This is a genomic window from Pseudoalteromonas sp. 10-33 (genome assembly GCF_001469195.1).
Classification (GTDB): domain Bacteria; phylum Pseudomonadota; class Gammaproteobacteria; order Enterobacterales; family Alteromonadaceae; genus Pseudoalteromonas.
In genome coordinates this window covers 82,531-106,218 of record NZ_LOFI01000002.1, presented here as the reverse complement: position 1 = coordinate 106,218, position 23,688 = coordinate 82,531, and the positions used below count along the sequence as shown (strand labels likewise).

Genomic DNA, 23,688 nt, shown 5'->3' with positions numbered 1-23,688 from the left:
TTTGTTTAACTACACGCTAACTTGCTGTTTTATTAACGCCATTTCTCCCTTATTGCTACCCCTATAATTGAAAATATCTTACACTGGTTTTACTTCAAGTAAGGACCGTGTCGTATGCTCAATATTATTCAATCAAACCGTATGGAAGCCCTGCAAGCACAGTTTCATCAACTGTTAAAAGTAAGCCCATTGCAAAGCCCGTTCGACAAAGAAGTGGTGCTGGTGCAATCGCCGGGTATGTCGCAGTGGTTAAAAATTGGCTTGAGTGAACATTTAGGGATAGCAGCGCAGGTTGATTTTCCATTGCCATCGAGTTTTATTTGGCAACTTTACCAGCAACTACTGCCTAATGTGCCTAAAGAGTCGGCTTTTAATAAGCCAAACCTTGCTTGGAAATTGTTTTCAATTTTGCCTACTTTTATTGACGAGCCGTTGTATTTACCTCTAAAAACCTATTTAGAGGGCGATATTGATGGCCAAAAAACCTTTGCTCTATGCGAAAAAATAGCCGATGTGTACGACCAATACTTAATGTACCGCCCACACTGGATAGCCACGTGGGATAGTGGCAGTGATGAACTTGATGATGTAGACGTAACCATTGCCCCATGGCAACCTGATTTATGGCGCCGAATTGTAAAACTAAGCAAAGAGCTAGGCCAAAGCCAATTTCATCGCGCAAACATGCAAGGGCAGCTACTCGGTGCACTTGACGATATGGACAACAGCTTATTACCTAAACGCATTAGTTTATTTGGTATATCGGCCATTGCTAATTCTCAGCTTGATGTGTTTGAAGCATTGAGCAAAAAAACAGAGGTGTTTTTATTCTTTTTTAACCCGAGTGAGCATTACTGGGGCGACATAATTGACGAAAAAACAGCGGCAAAAATAAATGCTAAATATGCCAAAATGCCCCTCATAGAAGCTCAGCAAAAAAAGCAAACTAACCCAGATGAAGACTATTACTTTATAGGTAACCCACTTTTATCGTCGTGGGGGAAATTAGGTCGCGATTATTTTGAGCAATTAGTACAACTAGATGCCCGCTGGATTGATGGTTTTATCGATGCGTTTGATAATACATTGCTTGGGCAAGTGCAAAGTGAAATTTATCAACTTGCGTTTAAAGGGGAATCGCTTACCGATAACAAAGAGTGGTTTATAAACGATGAAGGTAAATTACCAGTAAGTGCGAACGATACCAGTATTACCCTTAGTGATTGCCATACACCGCTTCGAGAAGTTGAGCGATTACACGACTATCTACTTAATTTATTTAACCAAGACCCGGCGCTTACTCCCAAAGACATTATTGTAATGATGCCTGATGTAGGCACATACAGTCCTTATATCGAGGCGGTATTTGGTGGCGCACAGGGCAGCCGATACATTCCCTTCGCATTAGCGGATTTAGCTATAGAGCAAGAAAAACCCGTGCTAAGCTCATTTGCAAGCTTAGCTAACTTACCGTTCTCGCGCTTTGGCGTATCAGATATTTTAGATTTACTGCAGGTCACCCAAATAGCCGAAAAGTTTGGTTTAGAAGCCCATGAGTACGAGCAAATACAATATTGGCTTGAGCGCGTAGGTGTTAAATGGGGCATAAACGGCGAACATAAACACAGTTTTGATTTACCCGCCATTGAGCTAAATACGTGGCAGCATGGTTTAAACCGTTTATTACTGGGTATTGCCATGCGAGACGAACAGTGCCCATTTAATGGTATATACAGCGCCGATGAAGTAGAGGGAATGGCACTTGATACGCTCAATAAACTGGTCGATTTTATTGATGTACTACAAAACTTTAAAGCCAAGCTTACCCCTGACGATACCCTTACTAATAAAGCGCACATTTTAAGCGAGCTGCTAGGTGCTGTATATGAAAGTGAAAGCGACGATAGTTGGGATTTACTCGTACTGCAAAAAGTGCTTGAAGATATTCAAAAGCATCACGATAACGGCGACTACAATCAAGCGGTGTCGCAGCGTATAGTTAGCTATTTAATAAAACAAGGTATACAAGAAAAAGGCGTAGGCCAGCGATTTTTGGTCGGACAAGTCAACTTTTGTACCCTAATGCCTATGCGCGCTGTGCCGTTTAAAGTGGTGTGTATGCTAGGTTTAAACGACGCTGATTACCCACGTAACGTGCAACCTATTGGTTTTGATTTAGTGCCGCATTCTAAAAAGCAAAAAGGTGACCGATCACGGAAATTAGATGACCGCTACCTGTTTTTAGAAGCGCTACTCAGTGCCCGCGATAATCTTTATATGAGCTATATTGGTCGCTCGTGCTTTGATAACCAACCCCGAATGCCATCAACCTTGGTGAGCGAATTATTAGAATACATAGGGCGTAGCTTTACGCTAAGTGACGGTTCAACTAAAACCTTGCCTGCATGTTTAATTAGCCAGCAACACTTACAGCCGTTTAACAGCCACTACTACCAAGCTGACGATAGTAAAAATAACGTGCTCAGCAATCATAGTTATAACCCAATTTGGCTGCCAAATGAGCCTGTTTTACCAGAGCCCGTTACCGCACTTGATGTAAACGCCCCTGAGCAGCTAGAGCTTGATGTGTTTATACGCAGTATTTGCAACGCGCAAGAGAGCTTTTACAGTCAAACCTTGGGTTTACGCTTGCCGCAATTTAACGAAGTGGCAAAAGATGAAGAACCATTTAGCCTAGATGCATTAAGCCGATACTTTTACTTAGATGAAATTTTAGAAGCCAACATAAATAATACCCCAATTAGTACTGAACAAATTTTACAGCGTGGGGCTTTACCGCAAGCAAATGTGGGCAGCTTAATTTTACAAACTATGGAACATCGTATTGACGCACTTGCCGGGCAAGTAAAAGAGCAAATAAAAGCGGGTAAAAGTGAACCTGTTGAAGTGTCGTTTAATATTGAGGGTACACAAATTCAAGGCTGGCTTAACCATATTTTTATGCACAAGCAGGTGTTTTACCGTAGCGCGAGTATTAAAGCCAAAGACATGATTAAAGGTTTTATTTATCACCTTGTGGCACAAAGTTTGGGGTATGAGCTGGAAACGTTATTACTGGGGCTTGATAAACAAATTAGTTTTGCGCCAATGAGTAAAGCCGATGCTGATTTAATTTTGGCTGATTGGTTTGAATTATACAAAGCTTTGCGAAAAGAGCCCGTGGCATTTTATCCAGTAAGTGGTTACGAATACATAAAAAGTGGCGGCAACATGGCAAAAGCCATGAACAAATTTAGCCCGCAATACATAGGCCGAGGTGAAGGTGAAAACCCCTATATTCGCTTAACGGTGCAATCGCTTAACGACTGCCAAGACGAATTTATTAGCTGGAGCGAAAAACTACTCGCGCCGTTATTTGAGCATGCAAAGGAGAGCGACCATGCAAGCGCTTAATCCACTCACTATGCCACTTAAAGGGCAAAGTTTAATAGAAGCCAGTGCCGGCACCGGTAAAACGTATACCATTACCGGGTTATATTTACGCTATTTACTTGGTATGCAAATACCGGGTGAGCTCAATCTTCCTCTGAGCGTGGAACAAATTTTGGTGGTGACATTTACCGACGCCGCCACTCAAGAAATTAAAGACCGCGTGCGTAGCCGAATTATTGCTGCGCGCGATGCATTACTTGGCCAAGACCCAAACGATGAGTTAATAGAAGGCGTAATAGCCGCAGTAGATGACAAACACCGTGCGTTTGATTTACTCGATGCCGCTGCAAAATCGATGGACGAAGCGGCCATATTTACCATTCATGGCTTTTGTCAGCGAATGTTAAAACAACATGCGTTTGAATCCGGTGTTGCATTTAATTTAGAATTTATTTTAGATGAGCGCGACATACTGCTCGAAACGATTAAAGATTTTTGGCGCGCATTTGTATACCCACTTAGCAAAGATAAAACTAACGCCATATTAGAGGTATTTGCAGCACCAGAGTCTTTATTTTCGCAGGTGGCAAGTATTTTAAATAAAGCCAATGCGACCGTTACACCGCAAATTAAGCTAGACGATGTATGGCAAGCTCGTGATGAATACCTCGACCTTGTTCCACAGTTTAAAAAAGATTGCCAAGAATGTGCATTTACCGATGCCATTAAAAGCTCTGGCTTAAGTGGCGCTAAAACGCCAGCTCGCAAAGCAAGCCTTTCAGCGCTTGATGCATTTTGTGCAAACGACGAGGTATTTTTTGAATTTGGCACCAATAAGTATTCGTTTGAAATTTGGAGTAGCGAAAACTTACGTGATGCGGGTAATTACAAAAAAAATCAGCCCTTGTTCACGCATCCTCTATTGAGTCAGTTTGATAAATTATCAGCGCTTAACAACACGATGAACCAAGGTTTAAAAATAGCTTTAGTACAAGAAGCCGCACGCTGGGTAAAAGCTGCCATTGTAAAGCGCAAGCAAGAGCAAAGTGTAATCACGCCTGACGACTTGCTCACTAATTTATACACTGCGCTTAATAATGAACAAGGTGATGTACTTGCGCAAAAAATTGCGCAGTTGTTTCCGGTTGCAATGATAGATGAGTTTCAAGATACCGATCCGATTCAGTATGGTATTTTTAGTAAAATTTATGGCCAAGCCAATACCACACTCGCCATGATAGGCGACCCTAAACAAGCTATTTATGGTTTTAGGGGCGCAGATATATTCACCTATATAGGTGCAAAAGAGGCGGTAGACGAGCCACAACAATTTACATTGGGCACTAACTTTCGCTCAAGCAGCGATATAGTAAACAGCGTAAATAGCCTTTTTAGTAAACACGACAACAGCTTTATTTATAACGACGCCATACCGTTTAATAAAGTAAACGCTAAAGGTAAAAAAGCGGAAGACTCTTTTTTAATTGATGGTAAACCAGCCACTGCCTTTGAATTTAACGTGTTTGTAGATGAAGCCGCAGATGAAAAAAATAAGCCCACCAGCAAAGGGGCCGGCCAAGCACACTTAGCCACCTATTTTGCCAATAAAATAGTGACCCTACTTGAACACGCTAAGCAAGGCAAAGCGTGCATTGGCAACACACCAATCAGTGCGGCAGACATCTGTATTTTGGTACGAGATCGCGTTGAAGCGCAAATAATGAAAAAGGCACTGAGCGAGGCTAAAATTGCCAGTGTTTACTTATCGCGAGACAGCGTATTTAGCCAAGAGTTAAGTCATCATTTACTTAATTTTTTAACGGCATTACATGGTCAATATGATGAGTCATTGCTTCGTGGTGTGCTTGCAGGACCGTTATTTTGTTTAAGCTATAACGATATATATTTGCTCGCCGATAACGAGAACGCTTGGCAAGAACACCTAAACTTTTTTGCTCAACTTAGCCATATTTGGCATAAACAAGGGGCAATGGCCATGCTTGAGCGATTGCTAAGCCATAATCAGCTTAGTGCTAAATGGCAAGGCTTAGGCTATAACGTGGAGCGATGGCTTACCGACTTTAGGCACCTTGGTGAAATATTGCAGCAAAAACAAATTGAGCTTGAAGGTACATTGCGTTTACTGCGCTGGTTTGCGCAAAAGGTAAGCCAACAAGATGGCGAAACCGTGCAAGTACGTTTAGAAAGTGATGCCAACTTAGTCAAAATTGTGACGATGCACGCCTCAAAAGGGCTCGAATATCCATTGGTATTTATGCCCTTTGCCAGTGGCTATCGAGAAACTAAAGAAGCGCTATATCATAAAAATGGCAAACTCATTTATGATTTGAGCAAAGATGAAGACGCACTCCAACAGGCTGAAAAAGAGCGCCTCGCTGAAGATTTACGTTTATTGTATGTGGCACTTACCAGGGCTGTGCACTTTTGTGCCTTGGGTGTTTATAACATAGGGCAAGGGCAGAGTAGCCGGTTAGCGATTCAAAGTAGTGCATTAGGGCACGTATTATTTTCGGGGATAGAGGTGGCCAGTAGTCAGATATGGCGCACCCATTTAATTGATTTTTGTAAAGCGCATTCAGCCATGGCTTACCATCAATTTACCTCTGAAGATTTACAATCTCAGGGGGCTTTGCAATTTATTAATACCGAGGCCGCCCAGCAAACATTGAGTGTAAATAACAGTACGGCTCATATTGAACGCGATTGGCGTGCAACCAGTTTTAGTGCTTTGAGTTTTAAAAAGCACAGCGACCAATTAGCGCCAGGGCGAAGCGATGAAGATCACGAAAAAGACGAATTTGCCGTGCAACAAGACGAACTCCCATCACCTTTCAGTTTTCCAAAAGGGGCAAAGCCAGGCAGTTGTTTGCACGAGATTTTAGAGCAAATAGATTTCACAAGCCCAGTTGTTCACCCAACTAACAGCGAACAAAATTTATCCCAGGTGATAAAACATGCCTTTGAAAAATACCATATTAGCGACACATGGCAGCCGATTGCCCAGCAGTGGATATTAGATGTACTCAATTGCCCATTAAATACTCAAAGTAACTTAAGTTTAAGTACACTAGCGCCGAGTGATTGCTTGGTCGAAATGGAATTTAATTTACCGCTGACGAGTTTAAGTGCCCCCAAACTTAACGAAGTGCTCATTAAGCACTTTGGTTTTGTGCAAAGTAAGCTGGATTTTTCTCATGTTAAAGGTCTTTTAAAAGGCTTTGTGGATTTAATATTTTGCCACCAAGGTAAATATTACATTTTAGATTATAAATCTAATTACTTAGGTAACACGCCTAAAGATTATGAACCCGAACAGCTAGAGCAAGCCATGAGCAGCCATCAATACCATTTACAGTATTTAATATATACCGTAGCGCTGCATAGACTATTAAAACAACGCATAAGTGACTACTCAATTGAACGCCACTTAGGAGGCGTGTACTACACCTTTTTGCGAGGCATGCCAGCTGGGCAAGGTGTCTTCTTTAATAAATTGACGTTAGAGCAAGTAACTATTTTAGATGGCTTATTTAGCCAAGGAGCTATGCTATGAGCGAGTTAAATCAGCAGCCAGGTTTATTTGACGCGCTAGATGATGAAGTTGAACAAACGTCTTCATCTTATGAGCAAAAGACAGTATCTAACAGCGTGGTTACTGAACTGCCATTGCTGGATTTTTTACTGGCTGAAAATCGAATACGAGTCGTTGACGTAAAACTTGCGCAATTACTCTCAAATACTCATGAAACAACCCATAATGAGCTGTTTTATATTGTTTTATTGTTATGTATAGCCCAGCAAAGCCAACATAGTTGCTTAACATTAAACGCCATAGATTGGGCTAATCCGTTTAATTTGCGCCAAAGCGACTTTAATAAAATTGAAGGGAATATTCCCGATACATTTAGCCCATTTGCACAAGGGTTTGACCAACAAGCTGCCTTTATCTACTTGCAAAACCATCAAAGCGTCGGAGATGCCAAACCACTACAATTATTTGACCAACGCCTTTATTTTTCGCGCCTTGCTGCCTATGAGCAAATACTTGCAGAGCGTTTGTTAGCAATGAGTGAGCGACCGCTTAATGTTGATAACCAAACTCTTGCAACCCTATTGCAGCATTATTTTGAAGCGCAATCAGAGGCAGGCATTGACTGGCAAAAAGTGGCGTGCGCCATTGCAGCAACTAAAGGGTTTAGTGTAATAACCGGTGGGCCAGGCACAGGAAAAACAACCACGGTAACTAAGTTGCTGGCTATATTGCAATCGCTTTATAAGTCGGCGCCATTAAGCATAAAGCTGGTGGCACCAACAGGTAAAGCCGCGGCAAGGCTTAGTGAGTCCATTTTAGGGGCTAAAAATCAGTTAACGAGTATACCTGATGATATTAAAGCGCTAATTCCTGATACCGCGCAAACTATTCATCGTTTATTGGGGGTAAAACCGTTTACGAATAAATTTAGACACAGCCAAGGCAACCCACTGCATTTAGATGTGTTGATTATTGATGAAGCAAGCATGGTGGATTTATCACTAATGGCGAAATTAATAGAGGCCTTGCCTGCGCATGCTCGATTAATATTGTTGGGTGACAAAGACCAACTTGCTTCAGTTGATACTGGCAGCGTAATGAGTGATATATGCCAAGGACTGACCCTTGGGAGCACACCAAGCTATTCAAATCAACGATGTAATGAATTAAATGCGCTTTGTTTTAATAACCAGCCCACATTAACACCGCAGGGAAATAGCCCATTTAAACTAGCCGATTGCATTGCATTTTTACAACGCAGTTACCGCTTTGACGCTAAAAGTGGCATAGGCCAATTGGCATTAGCAGTAAACACGAACAATAGTGGTTTATTAAATTATGTAGAGCAAGAGAGTGTTGAAGGACACTTTAATGATGTTATTTTGGATTACGACTTTATAGGTAAACCAATAGAGAACCTAGTAAATCGAGCGGCCAAACATTATGCACACTATTTAAATTTAATTGCTCAAGGTGAGAGTGTAGCTAAAGTGCATGCTGCGTTTGCTGGGTATCAATTACTGGCCGCAGTAAAAGAGGGCGACTATGGCGTTAATAGTTTGAATCAACGCATTGAACGTACCCTGCAGCAACAAGGGTTGATAAACGTTAACCCAAATCAGCGCCATTATAATGGTATGCCCATAATGGTGAGCCAAAACGATTATCAATTAAAGCTTTTTAATGGCGACATTGGTATTTTAATGAATGATGAAGCTGGGCAGCTTAAGGCTATATTTATTGACGAGCAGGGCAGCACACGTGCATTTTCACCGGCGCGTTTACCCGCCCACGATAAAGTATTTGCAATGACCATACATAAATCACAAGGGTCAGAATTTAGCTATACCGCGATGGTTTTACCACCACTACAGCAAGCAAGTGTAGGGGTTAATCGCCAGCTTGTTTATACCGGTATTACCCGTGCTAAGCACACGTTTGAGCTAGTTGCCGACAAAAAAGTATTGCAATTGGCAATGAACAAAACCGTATCGCGCTCATCCGGTTTATATGAGCGATTACAAGTGAAATAACATTATGAAAACCCCTTTTACAATAAACCGTATAACCACTAACTTTGGCATATTTAAAGTCAAAGGGGTGTGGTGTTCTAAATACAAAACCATAGGTAGAGAAGATATAACTTCACTGCAAATAATGGGAACAGACGGTTGGGTGTGCTTAAATCATAAATCTAAAGACTGCGCCCAGTGCATTGATAAATTATTGCCGGAGTTATTGCTGCAATTAAAAATATGAAAAATAAGAGTAAATAACCATTTTTATAAAAATAGTCGAGTCCAAAGTTTGACTTATAAGTAGGCTATATTAAAGTAATATATATTCAAAAATTTATGTTTAACATGTATTTTTGCCATTCTAAAGTGTTGGTTTTGATGACATTTAAAACATACTCTTAAGCTTTAAAGTAACAGTTAACTGTTATTTTGTACTAATTAGCTCCTAAATTTATAAATTTTATATCACGCATATTGGTAAGGATATTAATGTTTTTTTCTAATAGTAAACAAAACGAAATAGCATCATTAAAAGCGGAGCTTTATCCCCTGCAACAAGTATGGGAAGGCCTTAATCGTGAAATGCTGGTGATTAATATCCTTTATGATGGACGAATTTCCCACGCTAATGAACAGCTATTAAAAATGTTGGGTTATAGAGAAAATCATATTATTAATACACCAATTGTAGATATTATTTCTGAGCACTCTCAACACTCTGAAGAATATAAAAGCCTACAAAAAGCAATTAAAAAAGAGGGCCATTGGGGCGGTGCATTACAATTTATTCGCCAAGATGGCCAAGTTGAATGGTTGCGCTTAATTGTTCACCCTGTAAAAGGAGAGCAAGATCAGCTTTTGTATTTTTCTATTTTTTGTACCGTATTAACCAAAACAATTACTGCATCTCGTGAGCAAAGTGACACAATTAAAGCAATTTATCGTTCTATGGCGGTTATTGAATTTGATTTAGAGGGGCATGCTTTAAAAGCTAATCAGCAATTTTTAGACGCTATGAGCTATAAAGAAAAAGAAATTTTGGGTCAGCATCACCGAATTTTTTGTGAGCGCGAAGAGGCTGAATCTCCAGAGTACCAAACGTTTTGGCAAAAACTTAGGCAGGGTCAGTTTATTGCGTCTCGATTTAAGCGAGTAGATAAGCACGGCAATATTGTATGGTTAGAGGCATCTTACAATCCTATTTCTAACGATGCTGGAAAACTGTACAAGGTAATGAAATTTGCCACAGTAATTACAGAGCAAGTAAATCGAGAAATTGCAATTTCGCAAGCAGCAGAAATTGCCTACAGTACGTCAACTCAAACAGATAAAAAAGCAGAGCAAGGTGCTGAAGTAGTTAAAGACACAGTGGCAGTAATGACAGAGCTTGCAATTAATATGGAACAAGCGGCAAGTGAAATTTCGGCATTAGATCAACAATCTCAGCAAATAGCGAGCATAGTTCAAAGCATTAGCAGCATTGCAGAGCAAACTAATTTGCTCGCATTAAATGCAGCCATTGAAGCGGCTCGTGCTGGTGAGCAAGGTCGGGGCTTTGCCGTTGTAGCAGACGAAGTTCGGTTACTCGCATCACGCACGTCTAAAGCAACAGAAGAAATTGTAGAAGTTGTACAGCGCAATCAATCGCAAACTCAAAACACGGTAGATGTGATTGAAAAAGGCAAAGAAAAAGCAGAGCAAGGCTTAGCTTTATCTAAAGAGTCTGGACATGTAATGACTGAAATTCAAAATGGTGCTCAAGAAGTTGTAAATGCTATAGGGCAATTTACAAGCGAGCTTAAAGGTCAATAATTGTTATAACATCAATATATGTGTACCAAACTTAAAATCTTTTAGGTTTGGTACCGTATATTTTTAGCGCCTCAGCAATATTTAATATTACAAACCTCCCCATAATAATCCTAAATATAACAATTTTTACTATATTGATTTAATTAGATTAAATTTATATTTATTACAAATGATAATAAATTGTTGCATTTTTGTACTTTGTTCCTAATACTGGTCATTGTCTGGACTGATGAGTTACACACATTGCTTAACTAATACTTTATACCAACTCGCTTAATTAAGTGATCTAGTTTGAGGGCGAATAAACGTGTTGATAGCCAGCAAAAAATTCGCTATTTGGTTGCTCTAAATAAGAATTTTTTAACGTCGTTAACGTGAGATATAAGCCTTACATATGCGTAATTATTTCTGTTCAGCACAAAAAAATAATGACGATGAATACCTTAACTAAAAATATTAAACACACACATTAAGGAATTTTATGAACAACACACACACACACAAATGGCTAAAGCCACAACATATATTAGGCGCATGCCTTGCTATGCTAATGAGCTTTTCAGCTGCGAGTAAAGATCACAAAATAATATTAATCCATGGCTTGCAGGTTTCTCAAATAACCAATAAATCAGGTAGCGACGTTGTAAACGATGGCGAAACATATTGGCAGTCCTATTGGAATAACCGAGCAGATGAGCGAATTGATTGGCCTGCCTACGAGCGTGTTGAAGGTAAAATAGCAACAGATTGGGTTTGGCCTAAATTAAAGCAATTATCGCGCTCAAATTTATGCGCAGAGGGGTGTGTATTAGTGACACACTCAACGGGGGATTTAATTGCACGCCATATTATTGATAACCAAGCAAACTGGTTAGAAAACGCAGGGCTTACTCCACTTAATATTGTTGCTACATTTGATTTAGCTGGTGCTGGTGGCGGTAGTGAACTTGCTGATGTTGCTGTAAGCGCACTAACCGGTGCCTCATGGAATTTTGCTATAGATGCAGCACTTAGATGGTGGCTAGGAAGCGATGTTACTGAAGCGGTTGGCGTGTTACATGATTTAAAAGTAAATAACGCGCGTAAAATTTCTCCATTTCCAGATGCGCGTACACCTCGTTTACGTTTTGTTGCTGACGGTAATGAATACTTAGGGATCACAGGCGCATTTTTAAAAGGTAATGACGATTCGGTTGTTGCGTCGCACTCATCATGCGGTGCAAGCTCAGCGCGTTCATTTGGTAGCTGTAGTAGCAGTATAGATACTGATGGTCGATTAAAATCACAAAGCGATGCTGTAAATAGTTTTATGCCTAATCATTATCCTATGATGATGAGCGACAGCTACAGCCATAATGAAATTCATAATGCTCAGCGTAAAGGTAATGTAACCATTGCTATGAATAATATAAATGTTGATGGGCAAAATGTTGGTTTTAATACATTTGATCAAACAACAGGGTCGTGGTTTTGGAAAAAGAACTATCGCTATATTAAAAACTCAAATACAACGAGTGCTTCTGCATTAATTTATAATGTGATCCCATAAACGTTGAATGTGCAGCTTTTTTAAGCTGCACTTTTTATAAGGATTGAAGTATAAATGATAAAAAAAACCTTCGTCGTCATTTCAATAATGGCTGTATTTGCTTTATTAGTATGGCCCTCTCAAGAAGAGATAGAGGCTGATGTTTCTGTTGTTAAGGTAAAACAGCCTGCCAACGTTGAGCATAAATCAAACTTACAAAAAAGCACTGCAAATTTGCCCGGTAAATCACCACAGAAGCATAAAGTAGCAACAGATTATAATAGCAACTTAGCAAAAGCCGCTGAGCAGGTTGCAATTCAATATGAAAGTGCACTTAAATACCCACCGTATTCACAACCCTTGTCTGAATTTGATGAAGACCGTTTAAAACCTAATCAATTTTATCCTGTTGAAAGCCCAATAGATGACAAAGGAAATGCAGTTACAATCAGCCTGAGTAAATATAGGTTTGTTTACCCAGAAAAAATTACATTAAAAGTCAGCGCAGGTGGCCTTAAAAATGTGATTGTAGAGCTTGCCAATACAGATACAAAAGAGATAGTAACAACTTATAAAAGTAACGCGCGAGAGGGCGAAGCCAATGTTATTTTTAAAGCAGAGGAAGACTACCCGCGAAATTTACAAATATTTGTTGAAGCTAATGTTGATGGGAAACAAATCCCCGTGGTGGCGCAAATCCAATATATGCCTCCAAGTGCTACACTTCTTGGTTTTGAATCGGCATATCCACAAAATGAAAACATGCTTATACCCGCCAATTTAAAAGTAACTAAAAAAGGCTTGTATCGTCTTCGGGCAAATCTGTTTAGTGGCGACACACCACTTGCGCACTTGGTAAGTAAACAACGTTTAAGTAAAGGAAGCCAAACTATTGATTTAAAAGCGCACTGGTCAATTTTGCCACAAGGTATGGCTGATATGCGATTGAGTGGATTTGTAATTGAAAGAATGTCCCCCAGTCCTGGCGAGCGAAACAGTTTTGGTAACAGTGAAGTTAGTCATTTTGATATAAATGACTTTCCTTATGACAGTTTACAACAGCTGCCGTACCAACCTAATGAACAAGAAAAATTAAGCTTGGAGTTTTTAAAAGGATTAGCCGAGGGTTAAACTGGTTTTGGGTTTGCTATAAAGCAAACCCAAAAATACAACGTAGTTAACTTAAGTTGATTGTAACAACGCCAGCGTTTTCTTCGTCTGTATCGCTGTTGACCGGTATTTTAGGAATATCTGGCTTGTCGAGTGCAATATCACCGCCGTCAATAACGTCACCTGTTTTTAGGTTTTCAAAGTCAAATAATTGAGCATCGGCTAAGTGAGATGGCACTACATTTTGCATTGCAGTAAAAATACTTTCTATGCGACCCGGATGATCTTTATTCCATTGCGCCAACATATTTTTTGTATGTTTACGTTGCAGGTTCTCTTGAGAACCACACAAGTTACACGGAATAATTGGGTAGCCTTGAGTAAATGCATATTTACTAATATCAGCTTCTTTACAGTATGCAAGCGGGCGAATTACCATATGCTCACCGTTGTCGCTCATTAATTTAGCTGGCATACTTTTTAGTTTTCCACCATAAAACATGTTTAAAAACAGTGTTTCAATCATGTCGTCTCGGTGATGGCCAAGGGCTATTTTAGTTGCGCCAAGTTCTTTAGCTGTGCGGTATAAAATACCACGGCGTAAGCGAGAACACAGCGAACAGGTGGTTTTACCTTCAGGAATTATATCGGTGACAATGCTGTAGGTATCTTCTTCTACAATTTTGTACTCTACATCGAGTTTGTCTAGGTACTCGGGCAAAACATGTTCAGGGAAACCGGGCTGTTTTTGGTCGAGGTTAACAACCACAAGATCAAATTTAATCGGTGCAACACGTTTAAGATGCTGCAGCATTTCAAGCATTGTATAGCTATCTTTACCACCCGAGAGGCAAACCATAATGCGGTCACCTTCTTCAATCATGTTAAAGTCCATAACGGCTTGACCAGTTAAACGGCGTAAACGCTTTTGTAACTTATTAAAGTTATATTGAGCTTTGGCTTGAGCTGAGTTAGACACTACGCCCCCTTAGTAAACAATGCGGCAAAATACTTGCTAGAAATAAAGGGGCGTATTATATGTTATTAGCATATTGGGAGCTACAGCAAAATTTATTAATCTTTTGCTAATGGGCTTACATAGCCATCTGGTTTTAGTGCTAATACATCGCAGTCTAGGCTATCTATTACATGCTCTGCAGTATTGCCTACCAATGCGGCACTTAATCCTGTACGGCCTACGGTTCCAATAACAACGAGCTCGCTGTTAAGGCGTTTAGCAATGTCGGGGATCACATCTTCTGGTAAACCTTCTTCGATAAAGCAGTGCTCACTAGTTAAAGCAAACTCAGTAGCCAGTGCATTGGTTGATTCTATATGGTGTTTTTTTACTGACTCGTTGTAAAGACTAGGATTAAACTCTGGTATTTCAATCGCTATATTAATAGGGGTTGCGGGGAATGCATTGACTAAATTAAGCTTTGCGTTGGCAAGTTCACATAAAAATTGCGCGTCTTTAACTATACGTTTATTTAACGCAATATGCTGATCATTCTCACTTACTGCATTAACTGCAGCTAAAATATTGCCATTTTCAGGCCATGCCATTTCTTTTACAAATAACACCGGAGTAGGGCATTTACGCACTAAATGCCAATCTGTTGGGGTAAATATTACCGATTTTAGTGCACCATGTTGATGGGTACTTTTAATAACTAAATCGTAGTTTTGATCAATAACTGTTTCAATAATGGCTTCGTAAGGGCGGTTATGCCAAACAACTAACGTTTCAATATTTAGCGTGTTATAAGGTGAAACTAAATCGTTTAGCCATAGTTCGCGGTCTTTTAAAACGGCTTCTCGCATGGCTTCGCGCTCATCGCCTGAGAGCATGGTTGTCATTTCATACGAAAAATCATATACCGTCATAAAGGCAGTAATGGTTGCGCCAGATTTTTTTGCCAGCTCGACTGAGCGCGCTAAACCGTGTTGGTCGTCTTTGGTAGGGTCAATAACCGCAAGAATGCGTTTAATTGTGTTCATGTGCTACTCCATTTACCTAACTGGTGTACTTTTAGTGTAACTCAAATACAAAACAGTTAAAGGCCTAGCACATAAATTGTTGTTCTATATCAATGTATATCTATCTAACAATGGCTGCCGTTTTAGCCAGTGCGTCATTATCTAAAATAGTAATAAACTTGCCTTCTACTTTAATCAAATCAGCCTTTTGAAAGCGGCTTAATAAACGGCTAATAGTTTCTACTGTTAGGCCTAAATAATTACCTATTTCACCACGGGTCATGGTAAACCTAAACTCTTTACGCGAAAAACCACGTTCACCAAATCGTTCCGATAAGTTATAAACAAAGCTAGCTAAACGTTCTTCTGCCGATTTTTTGTTAAGTAGTAACAACATTTCTTGATCGTAGGTAATTTCACTGCTCATTAAACGCATTATTTGCTGGCGTAGTTTAGGTAATTTACCTGCAAGTTCATCAAGGGTGTCAAAGGGAATTTCGCAAATCATTGAGGTTTCAAGAGCCTGAGAAAAGCTCTGATGTGTCATTTTACTAATTGCATCAAAGCCTACTAAATCGCCTGCTAAATGAAAGCCAGTAATTTGCTCATCGCCTTGCTCAGACAAGGTGTATGATTTAAATGAGCCAGATCGTACTGCATAAATCGCTTTTAATGGAGCACCCGATTCAAACAAGTAATCTCCCTTGTGTAATGGCTTTTTTCGCTCAATAATTTCGTCAAGTTTATCCATTTCTTGGCCATTTAACGAAAATGGCAAACACAATTGGCTTATGCTGCAGTTATTACAGCTAATAGCACAATTACCTTTAGCGCGACTTTGAGTGAAATCCATAATTTTATCCGTTTTAGTTTTTATATACTGGGGCAAATAAACCTCGAAAGGTTAATACATCTTAAACATTAATGTACTAACTTGTCGGTTGCAATAATCAATAAGTAGATACCATACCAAATTATAACACTCCCTAACACAATGCGGGTCCAGGGATGATTTATTATGCTATTAAGTTTTTGCGCCGCAATGCCTACGGTGATCATGGCTGGAAATGTACCTAGTGCAAAACATAACATCACCATTGCGCCATCAAATGCTGTTGGGCTCGTCATTGCCCATGTTAGCGCAGAGTAAACCAAACCGCATGGCAACCACCCCCATAATGCGCCATAACCGAATGCTTTAACCGTTGAGTCAACGGGCATTAAATATTTATTAAGCTTCACTATATGCTGCCAAATAAGCGTTTTGCCTATTTTTTCGAGCCATTGCAATGTTGGACCTAAACGCATTATGTAAACGCCAACCAAAAGCATAAAAATGGCAGCAATAAATGAAAGCGTTATAGAGAATGATGTGTTTTGTTTAGCAAATTGGCTACTTATACCCGCAACGAGTGAGCCTGCAACCATGTAACTTAATGCTCGGCCAATATTATAAGCAAATGAGTAGGAGAGTGTTTTTCGCTTGTCGCTGGCTAATTGTAAAGAGCTTGCAATCCCTCCACACATTGCTATGCAGTGGCCGCTACCAATTAAGCCCATTAAAAATGCGCTTATGTATAAAGGGTCAATCATTGCTTTTATTATGCTGCTCTTTGTCATCTTCAAACAAAATACTGTGGCCTTGTTTGTTTAAATCAGAAAACTGCTCGCTTTTTACTGCCCAAAAAAATACGCCAATAGCAATAAGTACAAACAAAATGGCAATGGGGATCAAAATGTAAATTATGCTCATAACTTTAATAGCCTCAGTGAATTACATATCACAATAATCGAACTGGCAGACATGCCAATGACCGCCATCCAGGGAGCAACTAATCCAAGCGCTGCAAGCGGTAAAATTGAGCCATTATACAACAATGACAATGTTAGGTTTTGTTTAATAATACGCCGAGTTTGTTTAGCTATATTCAGTAAGTGATCAATAGACGCTAAATCGCTATTTAGCAGTACAACATCGGCGCTGTTTTTTGATATATCAGCGCCGGTTTCCATTGCAATAGATAAATGGGCACTTGCAAATACAGGGCTATCGTTTATACCATCACCCACCATAGCGACCACTTCATTTTGAGATGAAAATGCCTCTACGGCGGTTTGTTTATCTTGTGGTGAGCAACCAGATTGTACGCTGTCTAATTTTAATTGCTTAGCTACTTTGTTGCCCGCATCTGACGCATCACCAGTTAACATGTGGCAAGTTAATTGCTGTGCGTGTAACGATTTAATTAAACTTTCGGCATCGTGCTTTACTTTATCCACAAAATAAAAGCGTGCCACAACACGTTTGTTTATGTACAAACTGGCCTGTGCGTTTGTTTTTTTACTATCAAACCAACCACTTTTACCTATAGCATAATGAAAGGTTTCATCTTGTGCACTGATCCCTAAACCTGCGTGCACTTCAATGTTATGCAGCGTATGCTTTGCTGGAGTGAAACCATCAAAAGCAGTTGCAATCGGGTGCTCAGAAAAACGCTCCAACATTGCTGCAATGGCCATTACATCATCTTTTGAATAGTGGCTGTCGATAATATCGACCTCATCAAGGCTAAATTTACCTTGGGTGAGTGTGCCTGTTTTATCGAACGCAAATAACGTTAATTTGGAGAGTGTTTCAAGTACATGAGCTTGCTTAATTAAAATTCCCTTTTTGGTTAGGCTGGCAATTGCACACGTTAAAGCAGTCGGTATTGCTAAACTTAAGGCACAAGGGCAGGTTGCAACTAACACTGAAATAGTGATCCAAAAAGCGTGCTCGGGATCAATTTGATACCACCCAATAGCGGTTAATGAGGCAAATACTAACAAGCAAGCTACGAACCCTTGAGCGACTTTATCAGTTATTTCGACCAGTTTGGGGCGTTTTGTGAGTGCATTGTGCTGCAGGCGAATAATTTGATTTAAAAGTGTATTTTGACCTATTTTGTTTATTTTAATTTCAATAACACCATCGTGGTTTACACAGCCGGCATACACATTATGGCCTATAAACTTGTTAACGGGTTGGTGCTCGCCGGTCATCATTGATTCATCAACCGTCGTTTTACCTTTAATGAGTTCACCGTCGGCGGGAATGGTTTCACCTGCTTTAATAAGCACAACATCATTAAGTTTAAGCTTTTTAGCCGCAATAATGAGTTCTTCACCACTATCTGTAAGCGTGCGAGCCGTTAATGGTAGTAACTTTTGAAGGTTTGCTGTGTATTCACTTGCTTTTAAGCGTGCTCTAAATTCTAAATATTTACCCAGTAATAATAAAAAGGTAAACATGCAAATAGATTCAAAATATACCTCACCAACTTGCATAACAGTGGCATAACAACTGGCTCCGTAGGCGCCAAAAATGGCTAAGGATACAGGTAAATCCATATTAAGCTGCTTAGCTTTTAAGCCGTTAATTGCATTGGTTAAAAAGGGCAGGGCACTATACAAAATAACGGGAGAAGCAAGTACTAAGCTTATCCATCTAAAGTACTGTTCAAAATTACTATCCATGCCTGAAAACATGCCAAAATACATGGCAAATGCAAACATCATTACTTGCATTGTCATTAAGCCTGCCACGCCTAAGCGGCGAATATATGCTTTGGCAGTTTGTTGCTTTTGTTGTGCTTCGGTATCGGCCTGAAATGGGTACGCCTTGTAACCAATTTTGGCCAAGGCAGTAATCACTTCACTCAGTGGTGTTGCTGTTTTGTCCCACTGGATCATTGCACGGTTAGTTGAGGTATTTACATCCACTCGCTTTACGGTGTTTAAACTCAATAATTGCTTTTCTATAAGCCACGCACATGCAGCACACGTAATGCCTTCAACACTCAATAATACTTCTGAAATATTGTTACTCGTGGCTATAAATTCATCTTGAATATCTTCGTTGTCATAACTTTTAATAAATGCCAATTGCTCAGGAACAAGCTGCTCCACTTTACCCGCACTGACTGTGCGGTATTTGTAGTAATCAGTCATTCCTTGCTCAACAATATTTTGCGCTACGGCCTGGCAGCCAATGCAACACATTGGCTGGGGGGTATCGTCAATTGTAACTGTGGCGCTAAATCCTTTTGGCACACTCTCAAGGCAATGAAAGCAAGAGTTAGACATAGTAATAACTACTTATAGTTTGGCGTAACTAAAACGGTTTCAACCGTAGGTAGGGTAATGTTTTCTTTTAATTTCCATGTTTTATCGATAGGTTCAATAAAAATGGAGTAGGCACCCTCAGTGTAATTTTCAAGTAGTGCGGTGAATTCTTTGTTTGCATTAGCTGTAAGTGTCGCTTCAAAGTCGTGAGCTTTAATTGTACGGTGATAAAACGATACTTTTAAAGCCGGTACATTACTGCTATCGCCTTTGGTAAATTTAAAACTCACTCGGTCATTAGTTACTGCTAATTCACCATGTAAGTAAAGCGCTTTAGCTTTCTCGAACTTACTGAGCTCTAAATTAATTGCTTTACCTTTTTTATAGTAATCATCAACAACCATATCTGGGCCGTTGCCAATTGCCGTGATCAGTAAAGTAATACAGCCAACAATGGCTGCTAGCGGGAAAAAAATTAAAAACCAAGGCCAAAAGTTTTTATACCACGGAGTAGGTTGCATAGTGACTCTAATATTAGTTTCGAAGAGGTTATTTTATAGTAATTGTACGTAAAAGACTAAAAAAAAGCCTCCAAGTGGAGGCTTTTTTGATCTGGATTAATCTATTGAATTTAATAAATTAATTTATAAACATTCTATTAACAGTGTGCTTATTTATCTTGCGATAAATTGTAAACGTACGCTGTTAAAAGGTGGATTTTATCCTCACCTAAAATGTCTTTCCATGCAGGCATTACACCAGCACGACCGTTAAGCAGAGTTTCTTCAACGGCACGTTGAGAACCACCGTATAACCAAATGTTATCCGTTAGGTTAGGCGCGCCAAACGGTAGGTTGTGAGCAACCGACCCTTTACCGTCTGCACCGTGACATGCTGCACACATTGCAAACTTAGCTGCACCAGCGGCTGCATCTTTTTGGTTAACTGTACGACCAGAAAGGCTTAGCACGTGTGCTGTCATTTCTTTTATACCTTGTTCACCTAATGCTGCACCCCAAGGAGGCATAGCTGCAACACGACCAATTAGAAGAGTTTCTCTAATTTTGTCTGGTGTGCCACCGTATAACCAATCTTTATCAGTTAGGTTAGGGAAGCCAATGCCGCCACGTGCATCAGAGCCATGACACTGCGCACAGTTTTGTGAGAACAAACGTTGACCAATTTCTAACGCTAATTGACCATCTGTTTGTTCATGCTCGGTACCATTTTCAAGGGCTAGCTGCTGTGCTGCATCGCCATCGATTTTAGATTGAACCAAATCTAAAACAGGTACTTTTGCAAGTCGGTTAAAAATAGGACCAAAACGCTCTTCTGCTGCTTCGTACTCTTTATCAAGCTTTACAAAACGGCCTTCTTCAGCTGCTAATTTAACAGCTTCTTTCGATTCCGCTAAAGAGGTAATACCCTGATTAGAGCTTGTCCATTTACCTAACCCTTCCCAGTTACCTAAACCTGGATAAGCCGCTAAGTAGTAAACCGCCCATATAAATGTCGCGAAGAACATGTAAGTCCACCACTTAGGTAGCGGATTGTTCAGTTCGGTAATACCGTCATACTCATGCCCACAATCTTCACCTTCTTCAACACCAGCGTAGTTTTTTAAGTTCCACACTAATAGGCCAAAGATAATAAGTAAGCATGCTAGGGTTAAAACAATAACCCAAATACTCCAAAAGCTAGTCATTTTTCAGACTCCTTTTCCTCGTTAGAGAGTGTGTTGTTATGTTTTTTTTCATCTTCAAAAATGGCGTTAGCAGCGTTGTCAAAACGATTTTTGGTACGCTTGCTGTATGCCCATACAACAATCACAATAAACAATACTAAAATTACCAGAGTTAAAATGCCTCTGTATGTTCCGTAATCCATAATAATTACTTCAAGTGCGTGCCAAGCTGTTGCAAATAAGCGATAAGGGCTTGCATTTCTGTTGCGCCTTTACCGTCATTCATTGCATCAACTTTGGCAACGTCAGCTATTAGTTCTTCATCGCTACCGTAACCTAAACCCGGATGTTTTGGGTTTTCTGGGTTAATAGCGAATGTATCACGGAAAATTTGTAGTTTTTTCAGAGTTAAGCTGGTATCAACTGTGTTCTCTGCTAACCAAGGGAAGCCTGGCATATTAGACTCAGGAACCACATCACGCGGATTCACTAAGTGAGCATAATGCCAATCGTCCGAGTAACGTTTACCAACACGAGCAAGGTCAGGTCCAGTACGTTTAGAACCCCATTGGAAAGGGTGATCCCATACTGACTCGCCTGCTACAGAGTAGTGGCCGTAACGTTCAACTTCGTCACGAAAAGGACGAATCATTTGTGAGTGACAGTTATAACAACCTTCACGCACGTAAATATCGCGACCTTCCATTTCTAATGCATTTAGAGGACGTAAGCCATCTACTGGTTTTGTTGTGTCGTCTTGGAACATAAGTGGAGTAATTTCAACTAATGCACCAAAGCTAATAGCAAAAACAGTCAGTATGGCCATAAGACCAACGTTTTTTTCTACTATTTCGTGTTTGTTTTGTGAATTTTTATTGCTCATCATCTCACTCCGTTATGCTAATTGTGCTTGCGCGTCTAACTTCAGTGATTCTTTTTCAGCTGAAATTGTACGGAAAACGTTATAAGCCATAACTAACATACCTGTTACGATGAATACACCGCCAACAAAACGCATTATGTAGAAAGGATGCGATGCTTCTAAAGACTGAACAAAGCTATACATTAATGTACCGTCAGCATTAACTGCACGCCACATTAGACCTTGCATTACACCTGAAATCCACATTGCAACAATGTATAAAACAACACCAACAGTGTGTAACCAGAAGTGGGTGTTAACAAGCTTAATGCTGTACATACGACCTTGTGCAAACAGTGCAGGGATAAGGTGATAAATAGCACCAATCGAAATCATAGCAACCCAACCAAGTGCACCTGAGTGAACATGGCCTACAGTCCAATCTGTGTAATGAGATAATGCGTTCACAGATTTAATTGCCATCATTGGGCCTTCAAACGTAGACATACCATAGAAAGAAAGCGATACAACTAAGAAACGAAGTACTGGGTCAGTACGTAGTTTGTGCCACGCACCCGATAAGGTCATTATACCGTTTATCATACCACCCCAAGATGGAACGAATAGGATGATAGACATAACCATACCTAAACTTTGCGTCCAATCTGGAAGCGCAGTGTAGTGAAGGTGGTGAGGACCGGCCCAAATATATAAAGATACAAGTGCCCAAAAGTGAACGACCGATAAACGGTAAGAGTAAACAGGGCGACCCGCTTGTTTAGGTACAAAGTAGTACATCATACCTAGGAAACCAGCGGTTAATAAGAAACCTACAGCGTTATGACCGTACCACCATTGCACCATTGCATCTACTGCACCAGCGTAAATAGAGTACGATTTAGTTAACGATACAGGCACAGCCATGCTGTTTACAATGTGCAACACCGCAACAGTAATGATAAAGCCAGCGTAGAACCAGTTAGCAACATAAATATGCGACACTTTACGTTTAATTAAAGTACCAAAAAATACAACTGCATAAATAATCCAAACAACTGCGATTAGAATATCGATTGGCCATTCTAGTTCAGCGTATTCTTTAGAACTTGTAATACCTAGTGGTAAAGTAATTACTGCTAATACGATAACTAGCTGCCAGCCCCAAAATGAAATTGCGGCAAGTTTGTCTGAGAAAAGGCGCGTTTGACAAGTACGTTGAACGACGTAATAAGACGTCGCAAAAAGTGCACTTGTACCAAATGCGAAAATTACTGCGTTCGTGTGTAACGGACGTAGTCGAGAGTAAGTTAACCATGGTGTATCAAAGTTAAGTGCTGGCCAAGCTAATTGGGCAGCAATTAGAACCCCAATACTCATGCCAACGATGCCCCAAATCACTGTCATAATAGCGAATTGGCGTACAACTTTATAGTTATACTCAGTTTGTGATGCTACTGTTTGGCTCATTTTCTGGCTTCCGCTGCAATAAATGCGTTTAGAAATGAATTACCCACTTGAAAAGTGGGGCCTACTATTACTTCACAAGCATGTTACCTAAAACGTTCAAAGCATGAATGCTTCAGAAAACAAACTCGAGAAACCCTAATTTTTGCGAGGGAAATAATAAATTTTTTGGCCTAAAAA

18 protein-coding genes are annotated in these 23,688 nt (G+C 40.0%); 7 read left to right on the top strand and 11 right to left on the bottom strand.

Annotation, left to right across the window (positions count from 1 at the left end):
• The first annotated feature begins 114 nt into the window (after positions 1-114).
• The 7 genes from recC (at position 115) to ATS76_RS03820 (ending at position 13,435) form a co-directional block, all read left to right on the top strand.
• On the top strand, positions 115-3,414 hold the full coding sequence (gene recC / locus ATS76_RS03850; protein ID WP_058551132.1) for an exodeoxyribonuclease V subunit gamma: 3,300 nt from the start codon (positions 115-117) through the stop codon (positions 3,412-3,414).
• The gene (recB, locus tag ATS76_RS03845; RefSeq protein ID WP_058551131.1) at positions 3,401-6,967 is read left to right on the top strand and encodes an exodeoxyribonuclease V subunit beta; all 3,567 of its coding nucleotides are present in this window, start codon (positions 3,401-3,403) and stop codon (positions 6,965-6,967) included. The genes recC and recB overlap by 14 nt, the downstream gene beginning before the upstream one ends.
• A complete protein-coding gene (gene recD, locus ATS76_RS03840; RefSeq protein WP_058551130.1) occupies positions 6,964-8,979 on the top strand; it encodes an exodeoxyribonuclease V subunit alpha in 2,016 nt (671 codons plus the stop codon). The genes recB and recD overlap by 4 nt, the downstream gene beginning before the upstream one ends.
• A 4-nt stretch (positions 8,980-8,983) precedes the next feature.
• Positions 8,984-9,205 (top strand): hypothetical protein, encoded by a 222-nt coding sequence (locus ATS76_RS03835; RefSeq protein ID WP_058551129.1) that lies wholly within the window; start codon positions 8,984-8,986, stop codon positions 9,203-9,205.
• Positions 9,206-9,453: 248 nt separating this feature from the next.
• Positions 9,454-10,776 (top strand): methyl-accepting chemotaxis protein, encoded by a 1,323-nt coding sequence (locus tag ATS76_RS19520; RefSeq protein WP_058551128.1) that lies wholly within the window; start codon positions 9,454-9,456, stop codon positions 10,774-10,776.
• Between the two features lie 481 nt (positions 10,777-11,257).
• Entirely contained in the window at positions 11,258-12,325 is a 1,068-nt protein-coding gene (locus ATS76_RS03825; RefSeq protein WP_058551127.1) for a hypothetical protein, read from the top strand.
• Between the two features lie 54 nt (positions 12,326-12,379).
• Complete coding sequence (locus ATS76_RS03820) at positions 12,380-13,435, top strand: hypothetical protein (protein ID WP_082664318.1); 1,056 nt, start codon at positions 12,380-12,382, stop codon at positions 13,433-13,435.
• A gap of 46 nt (positions 13,436-13,481) precedes the next feature.
• Here ATS76_RS03820 and ttcA read toward each other — a convergent pair whose 3' ends face one another.
• The 11 genes from ttcA to ccoN all read right to left on the bottom strand — a co-directional run bounded on the left by ttcA (position 13,482) and on the right by ccoN (position 23,511).
• Positions 13,482-14,393, bottom strand: coding sequence for a tRNA 2-thiocytidine(32) synthetase TtcA (gene ttcA, locus ATS76_RS03815; protein ID WP_058551126.1), 912 nt, complete (start codon positions 14,391-14,393; stop codon positions 13,482-13,484).
• 95 nt (positions 14,394-14,488) lie between these two features.
• Positions 14,489-15,415 (bottom strand): universal stress protein UspE, encoded by a 927-nt coding sequence (gene uspE, locus ATS76_RS03810; RefSeq protein ID WP_058551125.1) that lies wholly within the window; start codon positions 15,413-15,415, stop codon positions 14,489-14,491.
• 100 nt (positions 15,416-15,515) lie between these two features.
• Positions 15,516-16,247 carry an FNR family transcription factor gene (locus ATS76_RS03805; protein WP_058406023.1) on the bottom strand — a complete coding sequence of 244 codons (732 nt, stop codon included), beginning with the start codon at positions 16,245-16,247 and terminating at the stop codon, positions 15,516-15,518.
• 68 nt (positions 16,248-16,315) lie between these two features.
• Positions 16,316-16,987: a sulfite exporter TauE/SafE family protein gene (locus ATS76_RS03800; protein WP_058551124.1), complete on the bottom strand. Its 672-nt coding sequence runs from the start codon at positions 16,985-16,987 to the stop codon at positions 16,316-16,318.
• Positions 16,980-17,147 (bottom strand): cbb3-type cytochrome oxidase assembly protein CcoS, encoded by a 168-nt coding sequence (ccoS, locus tag ATS76_RS03795; RefSeq protein ID WP_058551123.1) that lies wholly within the window; start codon positions 17,145-17,147, stop codon positions 16,980-16,982. Before ccoS ends, ATS76_RS03800 begins: the two co-directional genes overlap by 8 nt.
• Complete coding sequence (locus ATS76_RS03790; protein WP_058551122.1) at positions 17,144-19,519, bottom strand: heavy metal translocating P-type ATPase; 2,376 nt, start codon at positions 19,517-19,519, stop codon at positions 17,144-17,146. The genes ccoS and ATS76_RS03790 overlap by 4 nt, the downstream gene beginning before the upstream one ends.
• Before the next feature lie 8 nt (positions 19,520-19,527).
• Complete coding sequence (locus ATS76_RS03785) at positions 19,528-20,019, bottom strand: FixH family protein (RefSeq protein ID WP_058406026.1); 492 nt, start codon at positions 20,017-20,019, stop codon at positions 19,528-19,530.
• 149 nt (positions 20,020-20,168) lie between these two features.
• A complete protein-coding gene (locus ATS76_RS03780) occupies positions 20,169-21,203 on the bottom strand; it encodes a c-type cytochrome (protein ID WP_058406027.1) in 1,035 nt (344 codons plus the stop codon).
• Positions 21,200-21,385 carry a CcoQ/FixQ family Cbb3-type cytochrome c oxidase assembly chaperone gene (locus tag ATS76_RS03775; protein WP_058551121.1) on the bottom strand — a complete coding sequence of 62 codons (186 nt, stop codon included), beginning with the start codon at positions 21,383-21,385 and terminating at the stop codon, positions 21,200-21,202. Before ATS76_RS03775 ends, ATS76_RS03780 begins: the two co-directional genes overlap by 4 nt.
• 5 nt (positions 21,386-21,390) lie before the next feature.
• Positions 21,391-22,065 carry a cytochrome-c oxidase, cbb3-type subunit II gene (ccoO, locus tag ATS76_RS03770; RefSeq protein WP_006794296.1) on the bottom strand — a complete coding sequence of 225 codons (675 nt, stop codon included), beginning with the start codon at positions 22,063-22,065 and terminating at the stop codon, positions 21,391-21,393.
• Between the two features lie 12 nt (positions 22,066-22,077).
• Positions 22,078-23,511, bottom strand: a complete 1,434-nt coding sequence (gene ccoN, locus ATS76_RS03765; RefSeq protein ID WP_006794295.1) for a cytochrome-c oxidase, cbb3-type subunit I — start codon at positions 23,509-23,511, stop codon at positions 22,078-22,080.
• Positions 23,512-23,688 lie beyond the last annotated feature (177 nt).

Coding starts and splice junctions, on each gene's coding strand:
- recC (WP_058551132.1), top strand. CDS start 115: ATGCTCAATATTATTCAATCAAACCGTATGGAAGCCCTGCAAGCACAG.
- recB (WP_058551131.1), top strand. CDS start 3,401: ATGCAAGCGCTTAATCCACTCACTATGCCACTTAAAGGGCAAAGTTTA.
- recD (WP_058551130.1), top strand. CDS start 6,964: ATGAGCGAGTTAAATCAGCAGCCAGGTTTATTTGACGCGCTAGATGAT.
- ATS76_RS03835 (WP_058551129.1), top strand. CDS start 8,984: ATGAAAACCCCTTTTACAATAAACCGTATAACCACTAACTTTGGCATA.
- ATS76_RS19520 (WP_058551128.1), top strand. CDS start 9,454: ATGTTTTTTTCTAATAGTAAACAAAACGAAATAGCATCATTAAAAGCG.
- ATS76_RS03825 (WP_058551127.1), top strand. CDS start 11,258: ATGAACAACACACACACACACAAATGGCTAAAGCCACAACATATATTA.
- ATS76_RS03820 (WP_082664318.1), top strand. CDS start 12,380: ATGATAAAAAAAACCTTCGTCGTCATTTCAATAATGGCTGTATTTGCT.
- uspE (WP_058551125.1), bottom strand. CDS start 15,415: ATGAACACAATTAAACGCATTCTTGCGGTTATTGACCCTACCAAAGAC.
- ATS76_RS03805 (WP_058406023.1), bottom strand. CDS start 16,247: ATGGATTTCACTCAAAGTCGCGCTAAAGGTAATTGTGCTATTAGCTGT.
- ATS76_RS03800 (WP_058551124.1), bottom strand. CDS start 16,987: ATGATTGACCCTTTATACATAAGCGCATTTTTAATGGGCTTAATTGGT.
- ccoS (WP_058551123.1), bottom strand. CDS start 17,147: ATGAGCATAATTTACATTTTGATCCCCATTGCCATTTTGTTTGTACTT.
- ATS76_RS03790 (WP_058551122.1), bottom strand. CDS start 19,519: ATGTCTAACTCTTGCTTTCATTGCCTTGAGAGTGTGCCAAAAGGATTT.
- ATS76_RS03785 (WP_058406026.1), bottom strand. CDS start 20,019: ATGCAACCTACTCCGTGGTATAAAAACTTTTGGCCTTGGTTTTTAATT.
- ATS76_RS03780 (WP_058406027.1), bottom strand. CDS start 21,203: ATGACTAGCTTTTGGAGTATTTGGGTTATTGTTTTAACCCTAGCATGC.
- ATS76_RS03775 (WP_058551121.1), bottom strand. CDS start 21,385: ATGGATTACGGAACATACAGAGGCATTTTAACTCTGGTAATTTTAGTA.
- ccoO (WP_006794296.1), bottom strand. CDS start 22,065: ATGAGCAATAAAAATTCACAAAACAAACACGAAATAGTAGAAAAAAAC.
- ccoN (WP_006794295.1), bottom strand. CDS start 23,511: ATGAGCCAAACAGTAGCATCACAAACTGAGTATAACTATAAAGTTGTA.